Annotated in this window: 20 protein-coding genes; 15 read left to right on the forward strand and 5 right to left on the reverse strand. The window is 44.4% G+C overall.

The features are described from left to right. Window positions 1-444 carry a YlbF/YmcA family competence regulator gene (locus ACXACN_RS03905; protein WP_474962480.1) on the forward strand — a complete coding sequence of 148 codons (444 nt, stop codon included), beginning with the start codon at window positions 1-3 and terminating at the stop codon, window positions 442-444. Here ACXACN_RS03905 and ACXACN_RS03910 read toward each other — a convergent pair. After that, on the reverse strand, window positions 441-770 hold the full coding sequence (locus ACXACN_RS03910; RefSeq protein ID WP_474962482.1) for a hypothetical protein: 330 nt from the start codon (window positions 768-770) through the stop codon (window positions 441-443). The genes ACXACN_RS03905 and ACXACN_RS03910 overlap by 4 nt on opposite strands. 87 nt (window positions 771-857) lie before the next feature. Between ACXACN_RS03910 and ACXACN_RS03915 the strand changes: the two genes are divergently transcribed. Then, window positions 858-1,136 (forward strand): YlbG family protein, encoded by a 279-nt coding sequence (locus tag ACXACN_RS03915; protein ID WP_474962483.1) that lies wholly within the window; start codon window positions 858-860, stop codon window positions 1,134-1,136. A 71-nt stretch (window positions 1,137-1,207) separates the two neighbouring features. Here the strand turns inward: ACXACN_RS03915 and ACXACN_RS03920 are convergent, their stop codons facing one another. Further along, entirely contained in the window at window positions 1,208-1,597 is a 390-nt protein-coding gene (locus ACXACN_RS03920) for a DUF7147 family protein (protein WP_474962485.1), read from the reverse strand. Window positions 1,598-2,303: 706 nt separating this feature from the next. Here ACXACN_RS03920 and ACXACN_RS03925 point away from each other — a divergent pair. From ACXACN_RS03925 to coaD, 3 genes are all read left to right on the forward strand, one after another. After that, the gene (locus tag ACXACN_RS03925; RefSeq protein WP_474962486.1) at window positions 2,304-3,650 is read left to right on the forward strand and encodes a hypothetical protein; all 1,347 of its coding nucleotides are present in this window, start codon (window positions 2,304-2,306) and stop codon (window positions 3,648-3,650) included. A gap of 471 nt (window positions 3,651-4,121) precedes the next feature. Then, a complete protein-coding gene (gene rsmD / locus ACXACN_RS03930) occupies window positions 4,122-4,694 on the forward strand; it encodes a 16S rRNA (guanine(966)-N(2))-methyltransferase RsmD (protein WP_474962488.1) in 573 nt (190 codons plus the stop codon). Window positions 4,695-4,706: 12 nt separating this feature from the next. Then, window positions 4,707-5,183 (forward strand): pantetheine-phosphate adenylyltransferase, encoded by a 477-nt coding sequence (coaD, locus tag ACXACN_RS03935; protein WP_474962490.1) that lies wholly within the window; start codon window positions 4,707-4,709, stop codon window positions 5,181-5,183. 30 nt (window positions 5,184-5,213) lie between these two features. On the opposite strand, the gene ylbJ is transcribed toward coaD, so the two are convergent. Then, window positions 5,214-6,425: a sporulation integral membrane protein YlbJ gene (gene ylbJ, locus ACXACN_RS03940; RefSeq protein ID WP_474962491.1), complete on the reverse strand. Its 1,212-nt coding sequence runs from the start codon at window positions 6,423-6,425 to the stop codon at window positions 5,214-5,216. A gap of 149 nt (window positions 6,426-6,574) precedes the next feature. On the opposite strand from ylbJ, the gene ACXACN_RS03945 reads away from it, so the two are divergent. Together ACXACN_RS03945 and ACXACN_RS03950 are read left to right on the forward strand one after the other, a co-directional pair. Further along, window positions 6,575-7,372 (forward strand): patatin-like phospholipase family protein, encoded by a 798-nt coding sequence (locus ACXACN_RS03945; RefSeq protein ID WP_474962493.1) that lies wholly within the window; start codon window positions 6,575-6,577, stop codon window positions 7,370-7,372. Next, the gene (locus tag ACXACN_RS03950) at window positions 7,369-8,400 is read left to right on the forward strand and encodes a SepM family pheromone-processing serine protease (RefSeq protein ID WP_474962494.1); all 1,032 of its coding nucleotides are present in this window, start codon (window positions 7,369-7,371) and stop codon (window positions 8,398-8,400) included. Before ACXACN_RS03945 ends, ACXACN_RS03950 begins: the two co-directional genes overlap by 4 nt. A 61-nt stretch (window positions 8,401-8,461) precedes the next feature. On the opposite strand, the gene ACXACN_RS03955 is transcribed toward ACXACN_RS03950, so the two are convergent. Continuing rightward, window positions 8,462-9,676 carry a nucleotidyltransferase gene (locus ACXACN_RS03955; protein ID WP_474962495.1) on the reverse strand — a complete coding sequence of 405 codons (1,215 nt, stop codon included), beginning with the start codon at window positions 9,674-9,676 and terminating at the stop codon, window positions 8,462-8,464. A 205-nt stretch (window positions 9,677-9,881) separates the two neighbouring features. Between ACXACN_RS03955 and ACXACN_RS03960 the strand changes: the two genes are divergently transcribed. The 4 genes from ACXACN_RS03960 to ACXACN_RS03975 all read left to right on the forward strand — a co-directional run bounded on the left by ACXACN_RS03960 (window position 9,882) and on the right by ACXACN_RS03975 (window position 12,714). Further along, window positions 9,882-10,403: a YceD family protein gene (locus ACXACN_RS03960; RefSeq protein WP_474962496.1), complete on the forward strand. Its 522-nt coding sequence runs from the start codon at window positions 9,882-9,884 to the stop codon at window positions 10,401-10,403. 47 nt (window positions 10,404-10,450) lie between these two features. Continuing rightward, a complete protein-coding gene (gene rpmF / locus ACXACN_RS03965; protein ID WP_035505553.1) occupies window positions 10,451-10,624 on the forward strand; it encodes a 50S ribosomal protein L32 in 174 nt (57 codons plus the stop codon). A gap of 787 nt (window positions 10,625-11,411) precedes the next feature. Further along, on the forward strand, window positions 11,412-12,167 hold the full coding sequence (locus tag ACXACN_RS03970) for an enoyl-CoA hydratase/isomerase family protein (protein ID WP_474962498.1): 756 nt from the start codon (window positions 11,412-11,414) through the stop codon (window positions 12,165-12,167). A 64-nt stretch (window positions 12,168-12,231) separates the two neighbouring features. After that, window positions 12,232-12,714, forward strand: a complete 483-nt coding sequence (locus ACXACN_RS03975) for an RsfA family transcriptional regulator (protein WP_474962499.1) — start codon at window positions 12,232-12,234, stop codon at window positions 12,712-12,714. Window positions 12,715-12,796: 82 nt separating this feature from the next. Here ACXACN_RS03975 and ACXACN_RS03980 read toward each other — a convergent pair whose 3' ends face one another. Continuing rightward, window positions 12,797-13,282, reverse strand: coding sequence for an N-acetyltransferase (locus ACXACN_RS03980; RefSeq protein ID WP_474962500.1), 486 nt, complete (start codon window positions 13,280-13,282; stop codon window positions 12,797-12,799). 158 nt (window positions 13,283-13,440) lie between these two features. On the opposite strand from ACXACN_RS03980, the gene ACXACN_RS03985 reads away from it, so the two are divergent. The 4 genes from ACXACN_RS03985 (at window position 13,441) to mraZ (ending at window position 17,877) form a co-directional block, all read left to right on the forward strand. Next, window positions 13,441-14,322: a 2-dehydropantoate 2-reductase gene (locus ACXACN_RS03985; RefSeq protein WP_474962502.1), complete on the forward strand. Its 882-nt coding sequence runs from the start codon at window positions 13,441-13,443 to the stop codon at window positions 14,320-14,322. Further along, window positions 14,319-14,702 carry a DUF3397 domain-containing protein gene (locus ACXACN_RS03990; protein WP_474962503.1) on the forward strand — a complete coding sequence of 128 codons (384 nt, stop codon included), beginning with the start codon at window positions 14,319-14,321 and terminating at the stop codon, window positions 14,700-14,702. The genes ACXACN_RS03985 and ACXACN_RS03990 overlap by 4 nt, the downstream gene beginning before the upstream one ends. Window positions 14,703-15,658: 956 nt before the next feature. Further along, window positions 15,659-17,284 (forward strand): bacillithiol biosynthesis cysteine-adding enzyme BshC, encoded by a 1,626-nt coding sequence (gene bshC / locus ACXACN_RS03995; RefSeq protein WP_474962505.1) that lies wholly within the window; start codon window positions 15,659-15,661, stop codon window positions 17,282-17,284. Window positions 17,285-17,445: 161 nt separating this feature from the next. After that, on the forward strand, window positions 17,446-17,877 hold the full coding sequence (mraZ, locus tag ACXACN_RS04000) for a division/cell wall cluster transcriptional repressor MraZ (protein WP_089652804.1): 432 nt from the start codon (window positions 17,446-17,448) through the stop codon (window positions 17,875-17,877). Window positions 17,878-17,894: the final 17 nt, after the last annotated feature.

The raw sequence follows: 17,894 nt of genomic DNA on the forward strand, positions 1-17,894 counted from the left end.
ATGCTAGCTACAATGGAGATTGTCGATCTGCTAGACCACTCTGAATCGATTGGGCAGATGGTCATGCATTCAGATACCATGGAAGAATACCAGGAGGCTAAGAACGCTCTTGAAAATGATAAAGAGGCGCAAAGGCTCATTAAAAACTTTGCTGATATGAAAGAACACTATGAGGACGTGCAGCGTTTCGGACGCTATCATCCCGATTATAATACCATCATGAAAAAAGTCCGCTCCGTCAAAAGAGAGATGGATATGCACGAGACCGTCGCTCATTTCAAAAGAGCTGAACGAAATATCCAAAAGCTCTTGGATGAAATCAGCGAGAGTGTAGCGTTCAGTGTAAGCGAACAAATCAAAGTGCCAAAAAACGGAATGGCCCTTACCGACACAGGTTGCAGTGGTGGCTGTGGAAGCGGCGGAAGCTGTGGCTGCGCTTCTTAAGGATCTGTGAATCGAATACAATCGTCGCATAAGTTCCCACAACAGAACATTTTCCGCTGTGGAACCAAAAAGCGGACACGATAAACATAGAGCGCCTGATTCTTGCGGACATAACTCATCGCAAGGGTCAGGCGTTTTCCTTTCATCGCTTTCGATGCACACCATTTTAACGTTTCTTCTACATCTTTCCTCGCTGTACCATTTTCCGGTTGCAAATAGACGAAAGGGATTCCTGCGATCTTTTTGAACATCACCGTATGGATTCTCTCTGATTTCTGTAAAAGCTCTTCAAATACAAGGGATGCCCGTTCATGATCGGTGAGCATGAACACCAACCTCCTCATTGCTGTAAGCGGGGATATTTGGTAAACTAACGTTAATCTATTATGTTCGATGGGGAGTAGAGTCAAACAATGATCCGAACAAAACGACAAGGTCTAATTGTATATTTTCAACATATGAAAAACATCAGGCAGATCAAAAAACATGGTCACCTCATTCACGCATCAAAGAAAATGAAGTATGCCTTAGTCTATGTGAATCAGGAAGATGTTGAGTTTAAAATGGAAAAACTCGAACGCTTACCATTCGTTTCCCGCGTTGTGCCCTCCTATAAACCGGATGTTCGCACAGAATACGAAGGGGCCAAGCCTGACAAAGCTAAACAGTATGATTATAAGATGGGCATCTGATTGTACCAAAAAAAGCGTCCGCTTCTTTAGCGGACGCTTTTTTAATTCGTTACTTTTATCAGGGTTATGCTTCAGCTTAATGGAGCGATAAACTTGTTCATTCGAAGAATTCCAATTAAATGCTGGTAAAAAAGCTCCGTTTCAGGAAAAAGGTTGGAAGGTTTGATGGTGAATTCCGTTATTTCTTTTCCTGCCTGATCAACCATAGCTTTATACAAATCAAAGCGTTGATTCGGCTTTTCGTGAGGGTTAGGGATGCCTTCCCTGCAAATGTAGATGGGTTGGAATTTATCGTTGTGCGCCGGTTTCATCACCAAAGACAAGGAGGCTACCGGCTTTCCGTTTTTTTCACTGTAAAAAGCGATGGCATGCTGAATACGTTCCGGCATCCGTGTTCCTAAATCGACCAGTTCATAAATATCCGCATAGCCTTCGCCAAGTTCGATGAATTTTTGTATCATAAGATATGTGCATCCTTTCTAATGGGCTCTGCTAACTGTTGATTATTTGTTAATAAAGTATATGACAGGATTTTGGAAGACTCAGTTTCGAGACTTTTCGGGGTTCGTTGCTGAGTTGAGCGTCAGGGGTGATTGGGAAGCCACTCGCTTTCCTTTGGTGATTGAGGCAAGCCAGCTAAAGCTCTGCGGGGTCTCGCCAGTCAATCCATTCCCGCGGGAGTCTCGCAGCTTCCCAACCACCCCTTTCAATAATGTGAGAAACGAACCCCTGTACCAAGAAGGAGTAACTTCCACCAGTACTACCAATAGTAAAAAAAGCTCTATACCAAGCGGTCATGAGCTCTATCCATACGATGGAGGTTTTGTGTTACAACTCACAATACGTATAGAAGGCACCTAACGCTGGAAGTAGTTTCGAGATCCTCCTATGTTCAAGGGGCGGAGGGGAATGGCGAGACTCCTGCGGGAAAAAAGTGCAGGGTGAGACCCCACAGGACGCAGTCCGAGGAGGCTCACCGCGCTCCCGCGGAAAGCGAGTCATTCCCCGCAGCCCCCATCCACTCAACAAAAGTCTCGAAACTAAGTCTTCAAGAAAAGAGAGTTTATCTGGACTAAACATGGATATGTAACAGAGCTTTCTAGTAAACAATCAAATTAAAGGTAGCACGAAACCTTGTGCATGTAAATTGGAAAAGGAGGGAGCAAGATGAAGTTCTTATGGATTCCGCTCACACTACTTCTCAGTGTGTCCACTCTCATGCTCCTTTATCAGTGGGACCAATCAGAAATGGGAAGCGGAAAGGTCAGTAAATCTCCGGAGCTTGACGTTTCCATAACAGTTAAAGAGAATCAACTGCAATTCGGCTATACATATGAACAGTTAAAAGCAGGTATTTACACACTCCAAACTGCGGATGGAATATCAGAAATCATGTGTTCACAGAAAGAGTCGCCATGTCGGGTAACCAATCAAGAAAACCCCGAAATGATTATAGAAAAGCCCGGGAAAGTTGTTGTGAATTATACTCTATCCATGCCTGCGGATGAGGTGATCCATGATTGGATGCTTGAGTTGAAAAAAGAGGGTCGTGTCGTGCAGCCACCTTTTTCGCTCACAATTCAGGACTTTGATGAGGTGAAAGACTCGTGGTTAGTTCCTTCCGTTAAAAAGAGTGACTTTCAAATGGAGAACCTTCGATTTTATTCGTTTCCGTCCATGGATGAGCCGCTTCCACTCGCTAGAAAAGGGGACGCTTCTATATGGCATAACGGAAAGAGTATCATTACATACGATGCAGCAAGAAAGCTTTCGACGGAGGATAAACAGGATATACAAGATTTTTTGGATTTGAAAAGTCCTGTTCTGATCCAACTCGATCAATCCGAAACCAAAGTATCTGATCACTTTATGAAGGTGGAAGGTAGAGACGTGAAGGGATTGCAAGGAGAGTATCTGGAAGAGCATCTGAGAAATGTCACCTCAGAGAGTAATCCTTGGGAGTTGCAGATTGTCAAAGATATATTTACAAAGAGGAAGACCTCTATGGCAAACGAAGTAGCATCGGCTTTTACGGAAGACGAGCTGAGGATGTTGAGAGAAAAGCTGTTACAAGATGAACAGATCAATGATTTAGGTATATTCCTGGATCAAACATTATCAAACATCTATGGCGTAAAAACATCCTATTTCCAAAACTATCAAGCTCCGTCAGAAGACCATCTGTACTTCATTGAGGAAAGGGACGTGTTCCACAAAAAGCAACCGATTACCGATCGCATCGTTCATTACCATGGAGAGTCTTACCTTTCCATAAGGGACATCAGTCGTGCCATGGATTATGAATATACGGAAATCGAGCAAGATGCTGTCTATAACATTAAGATACCCGGGAAGGAGTATCGGTTTTACATCGACCAACCAACGTTTATTGTCAATAATGAGAGTTTCGGGGTGGGAGAGGATCTATTGATTATGCTAGATTCTTCACCATTCATGAGAAAGCAGGATCTCCAGGAGCTGTTGAACGTAAACCTTACGTACAGTTCAAAATAATCACAAAAAAAATAGGGTCGCCCATTCCGGGCGACCCCGCTTTTTTGAATCATCTAAGATGAAACAAAAAAGTAAAGGGAGAGGAGAAACCGGAGGAAGAGCTTATGGGGATGTAAGCCTTCTCCGTTTTCAGAAGCAGTATCATCCGCTTCAAGTGCTAGTATGTACGTAGCTGATCTTGATTATTCACTGGTTTTAAAAAAATGTCCAAGATTTATGATGTTCCGGTCTCATAGGGCACTTCACACCATAGCAATCCGGTTCCAATGCCCAGACCCTCGAGACATAAGCAACTCTGCTCTGTGGCAAAGACCGCCACTCCGCAGATTGGCTTATGCTTGGCCCCACAGGAAGTGGGGTCGTTCAGCGTTGCGACATGACGTCGCGCACTTAGCTGAACATCCTTTGATCAAGGCACTTCCACACCATATACTTCCCTGACACGTCTGTTTTGTGGTAGGATTATGGGGAATGCTGACAAGTGAGGTGTACAGGATGCGAGTGATTGCTGGTGAATTTAAGGGACGTCCGTTGAAATCGGTCCCTACACATAAAACCAGACCGACGACAGATAAGGTCAAGGAAGCGGTCTTTCATGGAATTGGTCCTTTTTTCGAGGGCGGTAAAGCGCTGGATCTGTTTGCTGGGAGCGGCGGTCTTGGAATCGAAGCTTTGAGCCGCGGTGTGGATTCTTGTGTGTTCGTCGATCAACAGCAAAAAGCGATCCAGACCATTTATGAAAATATAAAAACGCTCAACATCAATGAGCGTACAGAAGTTTTTAAAACCGATGCCATGCGCGCGATTAAGGCGGCTGGAAAACGGGGGTTGACGTTCGATTATATTTTCCTGGATCCACCCTATAAGAAGTTTTCTTATCAGGACTTAATGGAAGCGCTTTTAGAGTTTGAGCTGGTCGGAGAACATGCGACTATTGTTTGTGAACACGATGCTTCAGAAGAAATCCCGGAAGAAGTGGGGCGTCTGAAACGAATGAAAACCGATCATTATGGGAGTAATATTGGTGTATCGATTTTTGAGTAAGGAGAGAAGGGTATGACACGTATTGCGATTTGCCCCGGAAGTTTCGATCCGGTTACATATGGTCATTTAGATATTATCCGAAGAGGGGCCAAAGTTTTTGATCACGTCATCGTGGCTGTATTTAACAATCAGAGTAAATCTCCTCTTTTTGACGTCAACGAACGGAAAAAATTGTTGGAAGAAGTAACGAAAGATATGGACAATGTTTCGGTGGACGCCTGCAGTGGCCTGTTGATGGACTATGCCGAGGAAAAAGGAGCGCATGCGATCATTCGAGGGTTAAGGGCTGTCAGTGATTTTGAATATGAAATGCAGATCACATCGATGAACCGCAAATTGAATGAAGATATTGAGACGTTTTTCGTAATGACAAACAATCAATACTCGTTCTTAAGTTCAAGCATCGTTAAAGAGGTAGCCAAATACCGAGCGAACATTAGTGACCTCGTTCCTCCGCCGGTAGAAAAAGCTCTTTCGGAAAAATTTTAAGATTGAAAACAAAAAGACGATTCCTACAAGTTAAACACGTAGGGATCGTTTTTTTGTTTTCCGCTCACTGTTCCATTTAACCGCAATCATGAGCATAATCATAAGCAGTGTGATCGGAGGTCCATAATGATTGAAAAATTCGAGAATGGGAGCGGTAAAGTTTTCATTCGGGTTCCATATCGGCAGACTTTGTTGTTGAAAAGGCCGGTAAACAAAATACAACACATAAATCAGACATGCAGCAACGATCCCATGGGCAATCCTAGCCAGTGCATAGGGTTTAAAACGGATGTCTGTTTCAGCAAGAATGCTTGCGATTTGAGCCTGGATTGAAAACCCATGAAACCCAAGGATGAAACTGACGATTAATAGCTGGGCGAGCAATGATTCATGCGTTTCGGTAATAGCCCCAATGCCTGTTGTCAACTCCAGCAGGCCTGCTGTGAAAGGGACGTGAAAACTTTCCGGCAGGCCTGTATAGAAGAGGAGGTGTGAAAAAATATGAATGGCTCCTGTTTGCTTCAGTAACTCTGTGAGAACGGAAAAAAGCATGATAAATCCTCCGACCATGAGAAGCGTGTCCACCGAGCGGGTGACGGCATCCCCCATCAATTTTCCAAGCGTCCGTCCATCCTCTATGCGGGATTGGTGCATTTTACTGAAAGCCACTTTCCATGAAGCAGACGCTCGGTCCATGCTTTGTTCAGGATCATTTCTCTTATAAAAGCGCATCCCGATGCCTACTAAAAAATTTCCTCCGTAATGGGCAATGGCAATAAGAATACCAAGACTTGCATCGTGGAAGAATCCTACGGCGATTGCACCAAAAATGAAAAGTGGACTGGAAGCGTTTGTGAATGCGACAAGCCTCTCCGCTTCTACTCGTGTTACTTGGCCCTTCTTGCGCAGATCAGCTGTCCATTTCGCCCCGGATGGATAGCCACTTGCCATTCCCATCACCCAAACAAACCCCCCGCAGCCGGGGACGTTAAACAATGGTCTCATGAACCGTTCACTCAGGGCACCCAGGCCGTGGACGACACCGAACCCGATCAAAAATTCAGCGGTTATGAAAAAAGGGAGAAGGGATGGGAAGACGATTTCCCACCATAGATCAAGTCCCCGTAGACTAGCAGATAGGGCATCGCGTGGATATATGATCAAGGAAACCGCAAGCGCTGAAGCGAGCAGCGTCAATGCGATGGTTTTCAATTTGGAAATCGAGAACGCCTCCTTAGACATGGCTGTTTTCTGTACTTCTCATCATAGGAATAGTAGAATGGGGGTAGATTTCGACGCGTGTCCACAGGTTGTCTATATTCCATGTGTACGCTCATAAGGGAACGGTTTATTCCATAAAATAAACCACATGGATGAAGGAGGAATGGCGAGTGGCGAGACCAAAGATCGGATTGGCTTTAGGTTCTGGTGGGGCGCGTGGTTTTGCCCACTTGGGTGTTCTGAAGGTCCTTCGAGAACATGATATTCCCGTCGATTTCGTTGCAGGAAGCAGCATGGGGGCGCTCGTTGGCGCTTTTTTTGCTGCTGGACAAAGAATTGAAGATATGTATAAACTAGCCTTTACGTTTAAACGGAAGTATTATTTGGATTTCACTGTCCCAAAAATGGGGTTTGTGCAAGGGAAAAGAATAAAAGAATACATCAGGCTCTTTACGTTCGGGAAAAACATCGAGGATTTTCAAACGCCTATGTCGATCATCGCGACTGATTTGTATGCTGGAGAGAAGAAGATTTTCACGACCGGTCCTGCAAGCGAAGCGGTAAGAGCAAGCATTGCCATTCCGGGAATCTTTGTTCCTGAAAAAATCGAGGACCGCCTTTATATTGATGGGGGGGTCATTGATCGTGTGCCTGTCTCAGTCGTCAAGGAAATGGGGGCCGCATTCATTATCGCTGTCGATTGTGCTCATTTTGATTCCGATCCAAATATTAATTCCATCTATGATGTCATCACACAGAGCATCGATATTATGCAGGATCAATTAGTGACAGCCATCGGTGTTTCTTCTGATACGGATGTGATGATCAAGCCGGATGTATCAAAATTCAGCTCTCGTGCGTTTACGAACATCCAGGAGATTGTAGAGGCGGGTGAGAAAGCAGCGGAAGATGTGATCGAAGATATAAAGAAAAAGCTCGCTGCGTGGAAGGAGTCAAAAGACGAATGAAAGCAAACCGAAGATTAATCATAACCGGAATCATAACTATACTTATCGTCGCATTCCTGGGGGCCTTCCGCCTCCCTTATTATATTTATAAGCCCGGAACTGCGGATGCATTGAATGATATCGTTGAAGTTGAAGGAGGATTCTCCAGTGTTGGGGACATGCACCTTGTAACCGTACGCGGTGGACAAGCGACACCGATTCAATGGGCCCTTGCCCAGGTCCGGCCGTACCATCAAATCTACCCGATTGAAGACATCCGGCCGGAAGGGGTGTCAGAGGAGGAGTACTTCCATGCCCAGCTTCAAATGATGGAATCGTCCCAGGAAGCCTCTAAAGTCGTAGCCTATCAAGCAGCAGGCAAAGAGATTGACATCAACTATGAAGGGGTTTATGTCATGAACGTCATTGAAGGCATGCCGGCAGAAGAGGTCTTAGAAACGGGCGATCAAATAGTGAAAGTCGATGGTCAAGACATTCAAGAGACAAGCGACCTGATTGACTATGTAAGCAATAAAGGTGATGGAGAGTCCGTGATGCTTACCCTTGTGAGAGATGAAGAGACGATTGAACGGGAGCTTGAATTGGCTCCTTTCCCTGATAACCCTGACAAAGTAGGGGTCGGCATTTCACTTGTTACCGACCGGACAGTAGATGTCAACCCCAAGGTGAATGTGAAAAGTGGGGAAATTGGAGGCCCGAGTGCCGGGTTGATGTTCTCTCTTGAAATTTATGATCAATTGACAGAGACTGATATCACAAAAGGTTATGAAATAGCTGGAACCGGTGAAATCAACTATGAAGGGCAAGTCGGCAGAATCGGAGGCATCGATAAGAAAGTGGTGGCCGCTTCGGATCATGGTGCTGAGGTTTTCTTTGCTCCTAATGAAGAGGGCCGAGAAGGCTCCAATTATCAAATCGCCAAAGAAACTGCGGAACAAATCGACACAGACATGAAAATCGTTCCTGTTGATACATTTCAAGATGCCATTGATTATTTACAAAACCTAAAAACGAAGCAGGAAGCATAAGAAAAACAGCCGTTCCAAAAGGGGAGCGGCTGTTTTTTAATGAAATTCCAAGCATGACCCTCTAGGAATGGACCACCGGCGGTCCGAATTCCCGCTTCAGTTGGTGTACTCTTTCCTCAGGATCCAGGACACTGTAGTAGGCAGCAGCGGCTCTAGCTTCCAAGTCCAACATTTCATGTTCCAACTGCTGGGGTTGGGTAATGAGTGGAACATCGGCTTCTTTTTTCACAGATCGTAAGTATTTTTTTCCGGTTTCCGACATGCCAAGGATCCTTGCGTATGGGGGCGGTGTCTCTCGTAACATTACACGGGCCTCTTGTTTGTCCGTACCTACGAGAATATGCGCAAGTGTTCGTTGAAGGCGTGTCCATGTATATCGCTTCGTTTTCAAGGCAGATACAAACTGATGAAACGTTGTCGCCTCTTTGACTGTCCTTTTCAAACGGTATTCCAGTCCTTCATCGACCCCATGGAAACAGCGGAGGGTACTTTCTTCCATCGTCATGATCTTATATTGAAGCAAGTGAAAGTACGCTTCCCATTCGTGCCAAATCCCATGGCTATCTTTGTACTTATTCAGGATCTCGGCCGTCGAAGGAGGGAACGATTGTTCAGCTTTTTCTGTCATGACTCCATCCTCAAACAATTCTTTCCGGATACTTGTCGCGCTTGCAATTTGTCCGCTAATTTCCTTATCATGGTAGTGGTTGTTTTTTCGTAAAACTGTCAGCGGCTCGATGTCAGGCGCATAAGTAAGAAGCTGTTTCACGTAACTGTAACCAAGGATATTATTCGGCTGGGTGAGGTCAATAGACCCAGAGGGGAATGCAATCGCCTCATAACCAAGGCGTGAAGCTTCAGGATACGCATAACCTTCGTTCAAATACCTTCTCACCGTCACATCGTACTCTTCCTGGTGTTTGTTCATGTGCTCAAATGCCTCAGTAAATGCAGTGATTTGTCCGTTTTCACTGCCGAAACAAATGCTGTCCACTCCGACTTCCGCAAGCGTCTGGATCGCTCCTTTACTGAAATAATCACTATGTTGAACGGCATACAGAAAAGGAAGTTCAAGGACTAAATCCGCCCCTCCATGAAGAGCGGCTTCTGTCCGGTGCCACTTATCGATAATCGCAGGCTCTCCACGCTGTAAAAAGTTCCCGCTCATAATGGCGATCATGCAATCAGCTTCTGCATGTTTTTTCGATTCTTCCAAATGATAAAGATGTCCATTATGAAAAGGATTATATTCAACAACAACTCCACAAGATTTCACAAAGGATCCTCCCATCCGATTCTTTACTATTGAACAAGTGTTTGGTTTATTTTATCATGATACTATGGAAAATTCGCATTCCTAACTGTGAAATATGAGAAACTTATAAGAACCGCACGAGAATAAGGATATGCTGTAAAGAAAAAATATTGACAAATCAGCGAAATCCTTTTACAATAACTCTTGTTGCCATGAGGTGATAACTATGAAATTTCCTCTACAAAAACTCAAGCAGACAGGCGATGAGCCGTTCTTCTTTGAGGATGACGTAGATATTCGCGAATTAGAACAACTGAACAATGACATTCGCAGGATTTCCCCTGTTCATGTCAAAGGTCAAGCAATGACTCGAGGAAATGATATAACGGTAACTTTTTCGATTGATGGAGAAATGGTGTTGCCTTGTGCCCGAACGTTAGTTGATGTGACTTATCCATTTCACATTGATGCTCTGGAGGCATTTAATCTGTCACCTTACCATACAGAAGAAGATGACTCTGAAGTTCATTCCGTGAATGGAGAAGTGCTTGACTTAACGCCTTATATCAAGGAAAATGTACAGTTGGAGATTCCGACTCGCGTTTTTTCCCATGATGATGAGGCTCATGAAGCAGCCCCCCAGGAAGGGAAAGGCTGGCAGGTGGTTACAGAGGAACCTGAGGAAAAGAAAGTGGATCCTCGAATGGCTAAACTGCAATCATTATTAAATGAAGAAGAGAACGAGTAAAACACTATGTTATGGTTCTCAGAAATCCCTTAAAGGAGGTGTACAACATGGCAGTACCTAAGCGTAAAACGTCTAAAAAAGTCAAAAACCAACGTCGTACTCACAAGAAACTTCACGCACCAGGAATGGTTCAGTGTGATAACTGTGGCGAGTACTCAAAACCACACCATGTTTGCAAATCTTGTGGACAATATAATGGAAAACAAGTGGTGAACGACTAAGTTCATAAGAAAAAAGACCTGACAACCGTCAGGTCTTTTTTTATGCTCTTTCATTCAATTGCCTCACTAACGCTCCCGTTTGTGGAAGATTCAGTTTCGAGATGTTTGTTGGAGTTTAGGGGCTCCGGGAAACAGTTCGTCTAGCTCCATCGTCCAGACACTCGCGTCATAAGCAAAACAGCAAAGGAATGAAAAATCGCATTCCGTTGCTGTTTTGCTTATGCCAGTCGTGTCTACCAGGACGATTCTGCATTTGAACACTTTCCATGGGGCGGGCGGTGAGCCTCCTCAGGCTACGCCTTCCGGGGTCTCACCTGTCCCACACGTCCCATAGGAGTCTCACCGTTTCCCTCCGCCCCTAGACCATAAGAGGATCTCGAAACTACTTCTGGATAAGCTACTTTACCTAGAAGGAGCTGAGGATGTTAATTTCTATATGCCTGCTACATCAATGTAGTAAAGGGCACTCTTCCTTCCTACGCAGGTATAAAGCGCTACTTATTTATTCAATCTGACAAGCAGATTTCTCTAGAAGTGATTTCGAGAATCTTCCATGGCAAAGGGGCGGAGGGGAATGGCGAGACTCCTGCGGGAAAAAAGTGCAGGGTGAGACCCCACAGGACGCAGTCCGAGGAGGCTCACCGCGCTCCCGCGGAAAGCGAGTCATTCCCCGCAGCCCCCATCCACTCAACAAAAGTATCGAAATCGAGTCATACAGAACTCCTGACAGATTGTTGAACAAAAGGTGGGGATTTTTGGTACATTAGTATTGAAAGGGGTGGAGAGAGTGTCACAATTCATTTTGGTAGAAAAGAGAGAAGGGTATGCCGTTTTAACACTGAACCGACCGGAAAAGTTGAATGCCATATCCAAACAGATGACGAAAGAATTTTATCAAGCGATTTTAGAGTTGAAGAAAGAAAACTTGAAATTCCTTGTCGTTACAGGAGCAGGGGATCGTGCTTTTTGTGCAGGAGGAGACTTACGTGAACTTCATGGGGATATGAATGCCGAACAAGCCTATGAGATTCTGCATCCAATGAAAGAAGTGCTATATGAACTGGCTACTTTTCCTGTCCCGACAATCGCGGTATTAAACGGCCAGGCAAGGGGTGGGGGTTGTGAAATTGCTACTGCTTGTGATTTCAGATATGGGATCGAAAGCAATTCTTACGGTTTCGTTCAGGCGAATCTAGGAATCACACCCGGTTGGGGAGGCGGTGCGCTCCTTTATCAGCGGGTAAAAAACGATGTAGCTGCCCATTGGTTAATGGATGCAGACATGTACACAGGGGAGCAGGTCTATCGAATCGGATGGTTACATAAGATGATTACGGTAAACTGGGGAGAGGAAATCTTTCGTTCTTTTCTAAATAAAACACCTGAACAAATGAGAATATTTAAGCGGCAGTATTTAGAGCACATCGATTTCGAAAGACTCTCTGAACGTATGGATTGTGAGGTCAGACAATGTTCCCTTTTGTGGGAATCGGATGAGCATAAAAATGCGGTTCGGAACTTTGAAGCTAAGAGAAAAAGATAAGAAATGGGATTCTATCAATCACCCCTCTTGCATAACTATAAGCAAACGATAGAGGAGGGATGCTATGGATGCCCCGAGACAAGACGCCTGGAAGGATGAGGAAGATCTGTTATTGGCGACAACGGTTTTGAAGCACATTCGTGAAGGAAAGACTCAGCTGGAAGCCTTCCAGGAAGTGGCTGAACAACTGCACAGAACGCCGGCTGCATGCGGATTCAGGTGGAATGCGACCGTGCGGAAAGAATATCAGAAAGAGATCCAGGAAGCTAAAAATAGCCGCAAAGCAACACGGACAATTTATTCATCCTCAAAGTCATCTGATGATACTCCCATGTCTTTGGATGCCGCCATCTCGTTTTTGAAAGAAATGAGAACAAAGCAGTTTGAAGATTATGGGAAGGAAAACTTAGAAACCCAATTGAAAAAGCTCAACGAAGATAACGAGAAACTCCGAGAAGAATTGAAACAGTGGGAAGCGGCTTGGAATGAAATGGATAAACTCGTCCACTGGGTAAGAGAAAAAAGAAAAAGCGAGAGTGGTGTTTGAACGATTGTTTCACCAGCCATTGATATCATTTCCCATCATAAATAAAGGCCCCTACAACCATGTGTAGCGGCCTCATTCATATTTATGCGTTTACGTCTCTTTCTTCCACGCCTGAAGGCATCCAGATCAGTGGATTTTCTCCAAGGTCACGCTCTACGTCATAATGAGCTTTCTGAAAGCCCATCTTCTCCCAAAACCCATGTGAATTGATTCTAGGATTCGTTTTAATTGGCAATTCAAAGCTTTTAGCGAATTCTACGAGTGCTTGCCCATAGCCTAACCCACGGTAATCCGGTAGGACTTCGAGCTTCCAAAGCTCCAGGTAGTCCTGAGAAGGATCAAAGTAGTGATCGTATTTCGCTTTCACCCGGTATAAACTCATACGGGCTACTAAAGCGCTACCATAATAAACCCCATAAAATGGCGACTCGCTGTCGTTCTCCACAATATTGCTCTCTAAGTCTTCGAGCATCGCAAGTTCCTGGTTCCCGTATTCTTTGAACCGTTTAAATTCCTCGAGTGTTTTGTAATTGACTAATAAAGGTTGAACTCTTGTTTTCGTCATCATGAAAGAATCCCCTTTCAAATATCTGTATCTACCTATATTATAATATAAAAATTTTCAGAATGAAATGAATAATAATACATTGGACAAGAATCGACTGCAATATCGTTTAGGAATCTGCTACAATGGTGAAGCAGATTAGTACGAAATGAGGAGAGATCATGAAAATAGGAATCATAGGAGCGGGTTCCATAGGTTTATTGGCAGGGGCCTATTTAGGTAGACACCACGAGGTACATATGTTTGTTAAAAATGAAGAACAAAGAAATGCCCTTTCATCAGAAGGGATTATCTGCGAGCCGCTGACAGAACCTGTACCTGTTTATGCGCATCTTGGTTCAGAGATGAGCGAAGGATACGACTTGTGGGTGGTTACCATCAAACAATATGCGATGGATGACTTTCTCCAACAAGACCTTCCCAGTGACAGCCCATACTTGTTCCTTCAAAACGGAATGGGACATTTGGAGAAAATAACACGATCCGGTTTGAAAAGCTGTGTCGGCGTTATTGAACACGGGGCGCTCGCTAAAGGCCCAAACAGAGTCGTTCATAAAGGAAAGGGAAACATACAGATTGCCGTCTATGAGAACCTGGACCCCGGAGATGTGCAATCCCTTTCAAAGGAATTACATACAGCAGATTTTCCAGTTTTCTTTAAAGAACAATATGAACCTATGTTAAAAAGTAAATTAATTATAAACACGGTCATCAACCCTCTTACAGCATTATTCTCTCAACCGAATCGTTCCATCCTCACGAACCCATCCATAAATGAACTGGCGTGCTTGTTGTGCAAGGAAGCTTGTTCCGTTCTAGGTCTTTCCTTTTCTGAAGAATGGGAGCGAGTGAAAGAGATAGCTGAAGCAACTGGAGATAACCATTCTTCGATGTTGAAGGACATCACAGAAAACAGGCTGACAGAAGTGGACAGCATCAGTGGGTACATCCTCAATCATGGAAAAAAACCACTTCCTTATCATCGCTTCGTTGTCCATGCGATTCATGCAATCGAATATGAAAGGGGAGTTCGAAAAAGATGAGTGATCTGATCATTTACACGATTGCTTTCCTTATTACATTACCACTTCCTTTCTTAGTCGTTTTCTATCTATGTGCCAGAAAATGGAGCAAGCATAAATTGAAAGCCCTGCACCGTACTGCGAACTATACTGCGCCCGTATTTATCATGTCGGTCCATGTGCTGCTTGTCGTCTTGTTTGAACGCAGTTTTTTACCGTTCATCATCGTCTTCCTTCTAGTTCTCCTGGGCATGTCTATGATTGCACAATATAAACTAAATGAAGAAGTCCGCCTTTTCCGAGCGCTCAAAGGGTTTTGGCGGGTAAGTTTCCTTTTGTTCATCCTTTTCTATATGGGTTTGAGCACGTTTGGTCTTGTTACAAGGGTCTTCTTCAGTTGAGGTATGACCAGCATTTTTACATGAATTCGACCGTCTGACATAAAATAATGGAAGCAAAAGATAAGCACAGCCCAAACCAAAAAGGCTGTGCTTATCCATGCAAAAATCCCCCTGGATCTTTCTGTGTGCTTATTCACTGGTTAAAGTCCTTATTAGTTATTAAAGCATATGGCAGGATTATGGAAGATTTAGTATCGAGATATTTGGGGTTCGTTGCTGAATTGAGCGTTAGGGGTGGTTGGGAAGCAACTCGTCTAGCTCCATCGCCCAGACACTCGCGTCATAAGCAGAACAGCAAAGGAATGAAAGGACACATTCCGTTGCTGTTCTGCTTATGCCAGTCGTGTCTACCAGGGCGATTCCGCATTTGAACACTTTCCTGTGGGGGAGTGGCGAGCTTCCTCGGGCGGTCTGACGCACTAAGGGATCTCGCCGATCTCCTTTTTCCTACGGGAGTCTCGCAGCCTCCCAACCACCCCATTCGCGATCTTTGAGAAACGAACCCGTGTACCAAGAAGGAGCAACTTCCATCATCACTACCTATAGTAAAAAACCGTTCTATAACAAGCGTTTATGAACTCTATCCATACCATGGAAGCTTTGTGTTACAGCTTCTAATATATATAGAACGCACCTTTTTTGGAGTGGTTTCGAGATATTTATATGACAAAGGGACGGAGGGGAATGGCGAGACTCCTGCGGGAAAAAGGTGCAGGGTGAGACCCCACAGGACGCAGTCCGAGGAGGCTCACCGCGCTCCCGCGGAAAGCGAGCTATTCCCCGCAGTCCCATCCACTCAACAAAAGCGTCGAAACTGGGTCTTCATGAAAAGTGAGTTTATATAAAATTTGAAGGATGCAAACAGATAATGTGAAGTCTGTGGTGGTTTTTTGTACAATACAATAGGATACATATTAAACCCATGTAACAATTGCCTATAAAGGAGTCGTATAGAGATGCGTATCGAACCGATTAAACTGGAACCGAAACAAACATTGTTTCGTGATTATAAAAACGATTTTGAAAAAATAGCTGATCGGTTTAACCACCACCCGTTTGAAGAATCTACTTGGGAACGTCGGTTATCTGAATTAAGAAATCAAACCTATCAAAGAAATGAGCTTTCTCATGTCCTGAATCGTATGAATAAACGCTGGGAGGCACCTGAAGGAACGCTTGAAAATATTGAGAAGCTGAAGGATGAAGAAAGTGTCGTCGTCATTGCAGGCCAACAAGCTGGATTGCTTACGGGACCGCTTTATTCTGTGCATAAAATCATCTCCGTTTTGCAGCTTGCGAAAGAAAAGGAAAGAACCCTTGGGAAACCGGTCATCCCTGTTTTTTGGATTGCCGGTGAAGATCATGATTTTGATGAAATTCACCATATCATGATGAAGCAGGGAAATGAGATGAAAAAGTTGACCATTGATCATACCCCCGAGACAAAATCTTCCGTCTCTGAGATCAGCATGGATCAACAAAAAGCTTCGGCCTGGTTGAAGGACGTATTTGGAATGGTTCAGGAAACAGAGCACACGCAGGATTTTTACAAAGCCGTGGAGAGGTTGTTGAGAGAATCCAACTCTTACAGTGACTTTTTTGCCAAAGTGGTTTATCATCTTTTCCCTGACGAAGGTCTGGTGTTAATCGATGCTCATGCGCCGGAAGTCCGCCGTCTTGAGACGAAGTATTTTCATACGATGATTGAGAAGAACAGAGAAATTGCCAGTGGTGTGTACGCGGTCTTGCAGAAGAACCGCCAGGAAGGGTATGAAACACTCCTGGATAGTGAGCTTGACGATGCCCATTTGTTTTACAACCTCGAAGGAGAGAGAGTTCTCCTTATGCGAGACGAAGAAGGTAACTTCAGGGGGAAAAATAACGAAGTCGTCCTAACGAAAGCGGAGCTGTTAAAGGTCGCGGAAGAAACACCTGAACTTCTCAGTAATAATGTAGTGACAAGGCCGTTGATGCAGGAAGCCCTATTCCCTGTTCTCGCCTTTATCGGCGGACCTGGGGAAATCAACTACTGGTCTGTATTAAAACCTGCTTTTGAAGCGGCGGAATTATGTATGCCGCCTGTCCTTCCGCGTCTATCCTTTACGATGATTGACAGGAAGACAGGCCAACAGCTGGATAGATTTCATATTCCAACAGATGAAGCCATCCGCTCTGGAGTGAAGGGGAAGAAAATGAATTGGATCGCTTCTCAAAGCACACCTCAGGTTCACCATCTTACGGAGCAGGTGAAGAAAGAAATAGAGACTGTTCATGCACCCCTTCGTGATAAGTCGGCGGCTTTAAGTGCGGATCTCGGCCAACTGGCTGAAAAAAACCTGGAATACCTTTTAGAGAACATTGATTTTCTCGAAAAACGAATCCACCATTCTATCGAAGCCCGTCACAAGCATGAAATAGATCAGTTTAATAACATGGAATGCACCCTTCATCCTGGGGGAGGATTGCAGGAGAGAATGTGGAGCATCGTCCCATGGGTGAACGGGTATGGAATGACGCTGTTTCAGCAGATGAACAGACACCATTTGAGCTTTGAAAACGATCATTATGTCGTATATTTGTAGGGAGTGTCCTCCACCATTCCCCACCTCAAAAAATAGTGAAAAACCCTTTAAAATCTTGCCTTTCCAGGCAGGATTTTTTTCATGGGGGGAGAATGATTAAAAAGTAAGTGGAGAAAAGTGGGGCGATGTGGTAAGGTGAATTTAGAAGGTGGGGAGACTCTATGTTCATGGGTGAATTTCAACACAACATTGATACAAAAGGACGGATCATCGTGCCATCGAAATTCCGCCCGGACCTTGGTGACAGCTTTGTCCTCACCAGAGGTTTAGATCAGTGTCTGTTTGCTTATCCTATGAACGAGTGGAAGCTGCTTGAAGAGAAGCTTAAAAAACTCCCCTTAACAAAAAAAGATGCCCGCGCTTTTACCCGCTTTTTCTTCTCTGGCGCTGTTGAATGTGAAGTAGACAAGCAAGGAAGAATCAACATTCCACAACCCCTTAGAAAATATGCATCATTAGAAAAAGAATGTGTCGTCATCGGCGTATCCAATAGGATCGAGTTTTGGAGTCATGATGAATGGGAAAGTTATTTCGAGGCTTCGGAAGAGTCCTTCTCTGAGATTGCAGAAAATATGTTGGATTTTGATATCTGATTCGATAGAAACGAGTG

The organism is Halobacillus sp. AWM4_238 (genome assembly GCF_056158265.1).

What these genes read in the sequence shown, in the direction of transcription:
- ACXACN_RS03905 (WP_474962480.1), top strand. Translation starts at nt 1, where the DNA reads ATGCTAGCTACAATGGAGATTGTCGATCTGCTAGACCACTCTGAATCG.
- ACXACN_RS03910 (WP_474962482.1), bottom strand. Translation starts at nt 770, where the DNA reads ATGCTCACCGATCATGAACGGGCATCCCTTGTATTTGAAGAGCTTTTA.
- ACXACN_RS03915 (WP_474962483.1), top strand. Translation starts at nt 858, where the DNA reads ATGATCCGAACAAAACGACAAGGTCTAATTGTATATTTTCAACATATG.
- ACXACN_RS03920 (WP_474962485.1), bottom strand. Translation starts at nt 1,597, where the DNA reads ATGATACAAAAATTCATCGAACTTGGCGAAGGCTATGCGGATATTTAT.
- ACXACN_RS03925 (WP_474962486.1), top strand. Translation starts at nt 2,304, where the DNA reads ATGAAGTTCTTATGGATTCCGCTCACACTACTTCTCAGTGTGTCCACT.
- rsmD (WP_474962488.1), top strand. Translation starts at nt 4,122, where the DNA reads ATGCTGACAAGTGAGGTGTACAGGATGCGAGTGATTGCTGGTGAATTT.
- coaD (WP_474962490.1), top strand. Translation starts at nt 4,707, where the DNA reads ATGACACGTATTGCGATTTGCCCCGGAAGTTTCGATCCGGTTACATAT.
- ylbJ (WP_474962491.1), bottom strand. Translation starts at nt 6,425, where the DNA reads ATGTCTAAGGAGGCGTTCTCGATTTCCAAATTGAAAACCATCGCATTG.
- ACXACN_RS03950 (WP_474962494.1), top strand. Translation starts at nt 7,369, where the DNA reads ATGAAAGCAAACCGAAGATTAATCATAACCGGAATCATAACTATACTT.
- ACXACN_RS03960 (WP_474962496.1), top strand. Translation starts at nt 9,882, where the DNA reads ATGAAATTTCCTCTACAAAAACTCAAGCAGACAGGCGATGAGCCGTTC.
- rpmF (WP_035505553.1), top strand. Translation starts at nt 10,451, where the DNA reads ATGGCAGTACCTAAGCGTAAAACGTCTAAAAAAGTCAAAAACCAACGT.
- ACXACN_RS03975 (WP_474962499.1), top strand. Translation starts at nt 12,232, where the DNA reads ATGGATGCCCCGAGACAAGACGCCTGGAAGGATGAGGAAGATCTGTTA.
- ACXACN_RS03980 (WP_474962500.1), bottom strand. Translation starts at nt 13,282, where the DNA reads ATGATGACGAAAACAAGAGTTCAACCTTTATTAGTCAATTACAAAACA.
- ACXACN_RS03985 (WP_474962502.1), top strand. Translation starts at nt 13,441, where the DNA reads ATGAAAATAGGAATCATAGGAGCGGGTTCCATAGGTTTATTGGCAGGG.
- ACXACN_RS03990 (WP_474962503.1), top strand. Translation starts at nt 14,319, where the DNA reads ATGAGTGATCTGATCATTTACACGATTGCTTTCCTTATTACATTACCA.
- bshC (WP_474962505.1), top strand. Translation starts at nt 15,659, where the DNA reads ATGCGTATCGAACCGATTAAACTGGAACCGAAACAAACATTGTTTCGT.
- mraZ (WP_089652804.1), top strand. Translation starts at nt 17,446, where the DNA reads ATGTTCATGGGTGAATTTCAACACAACATTGATACAAAAGGACGGATC.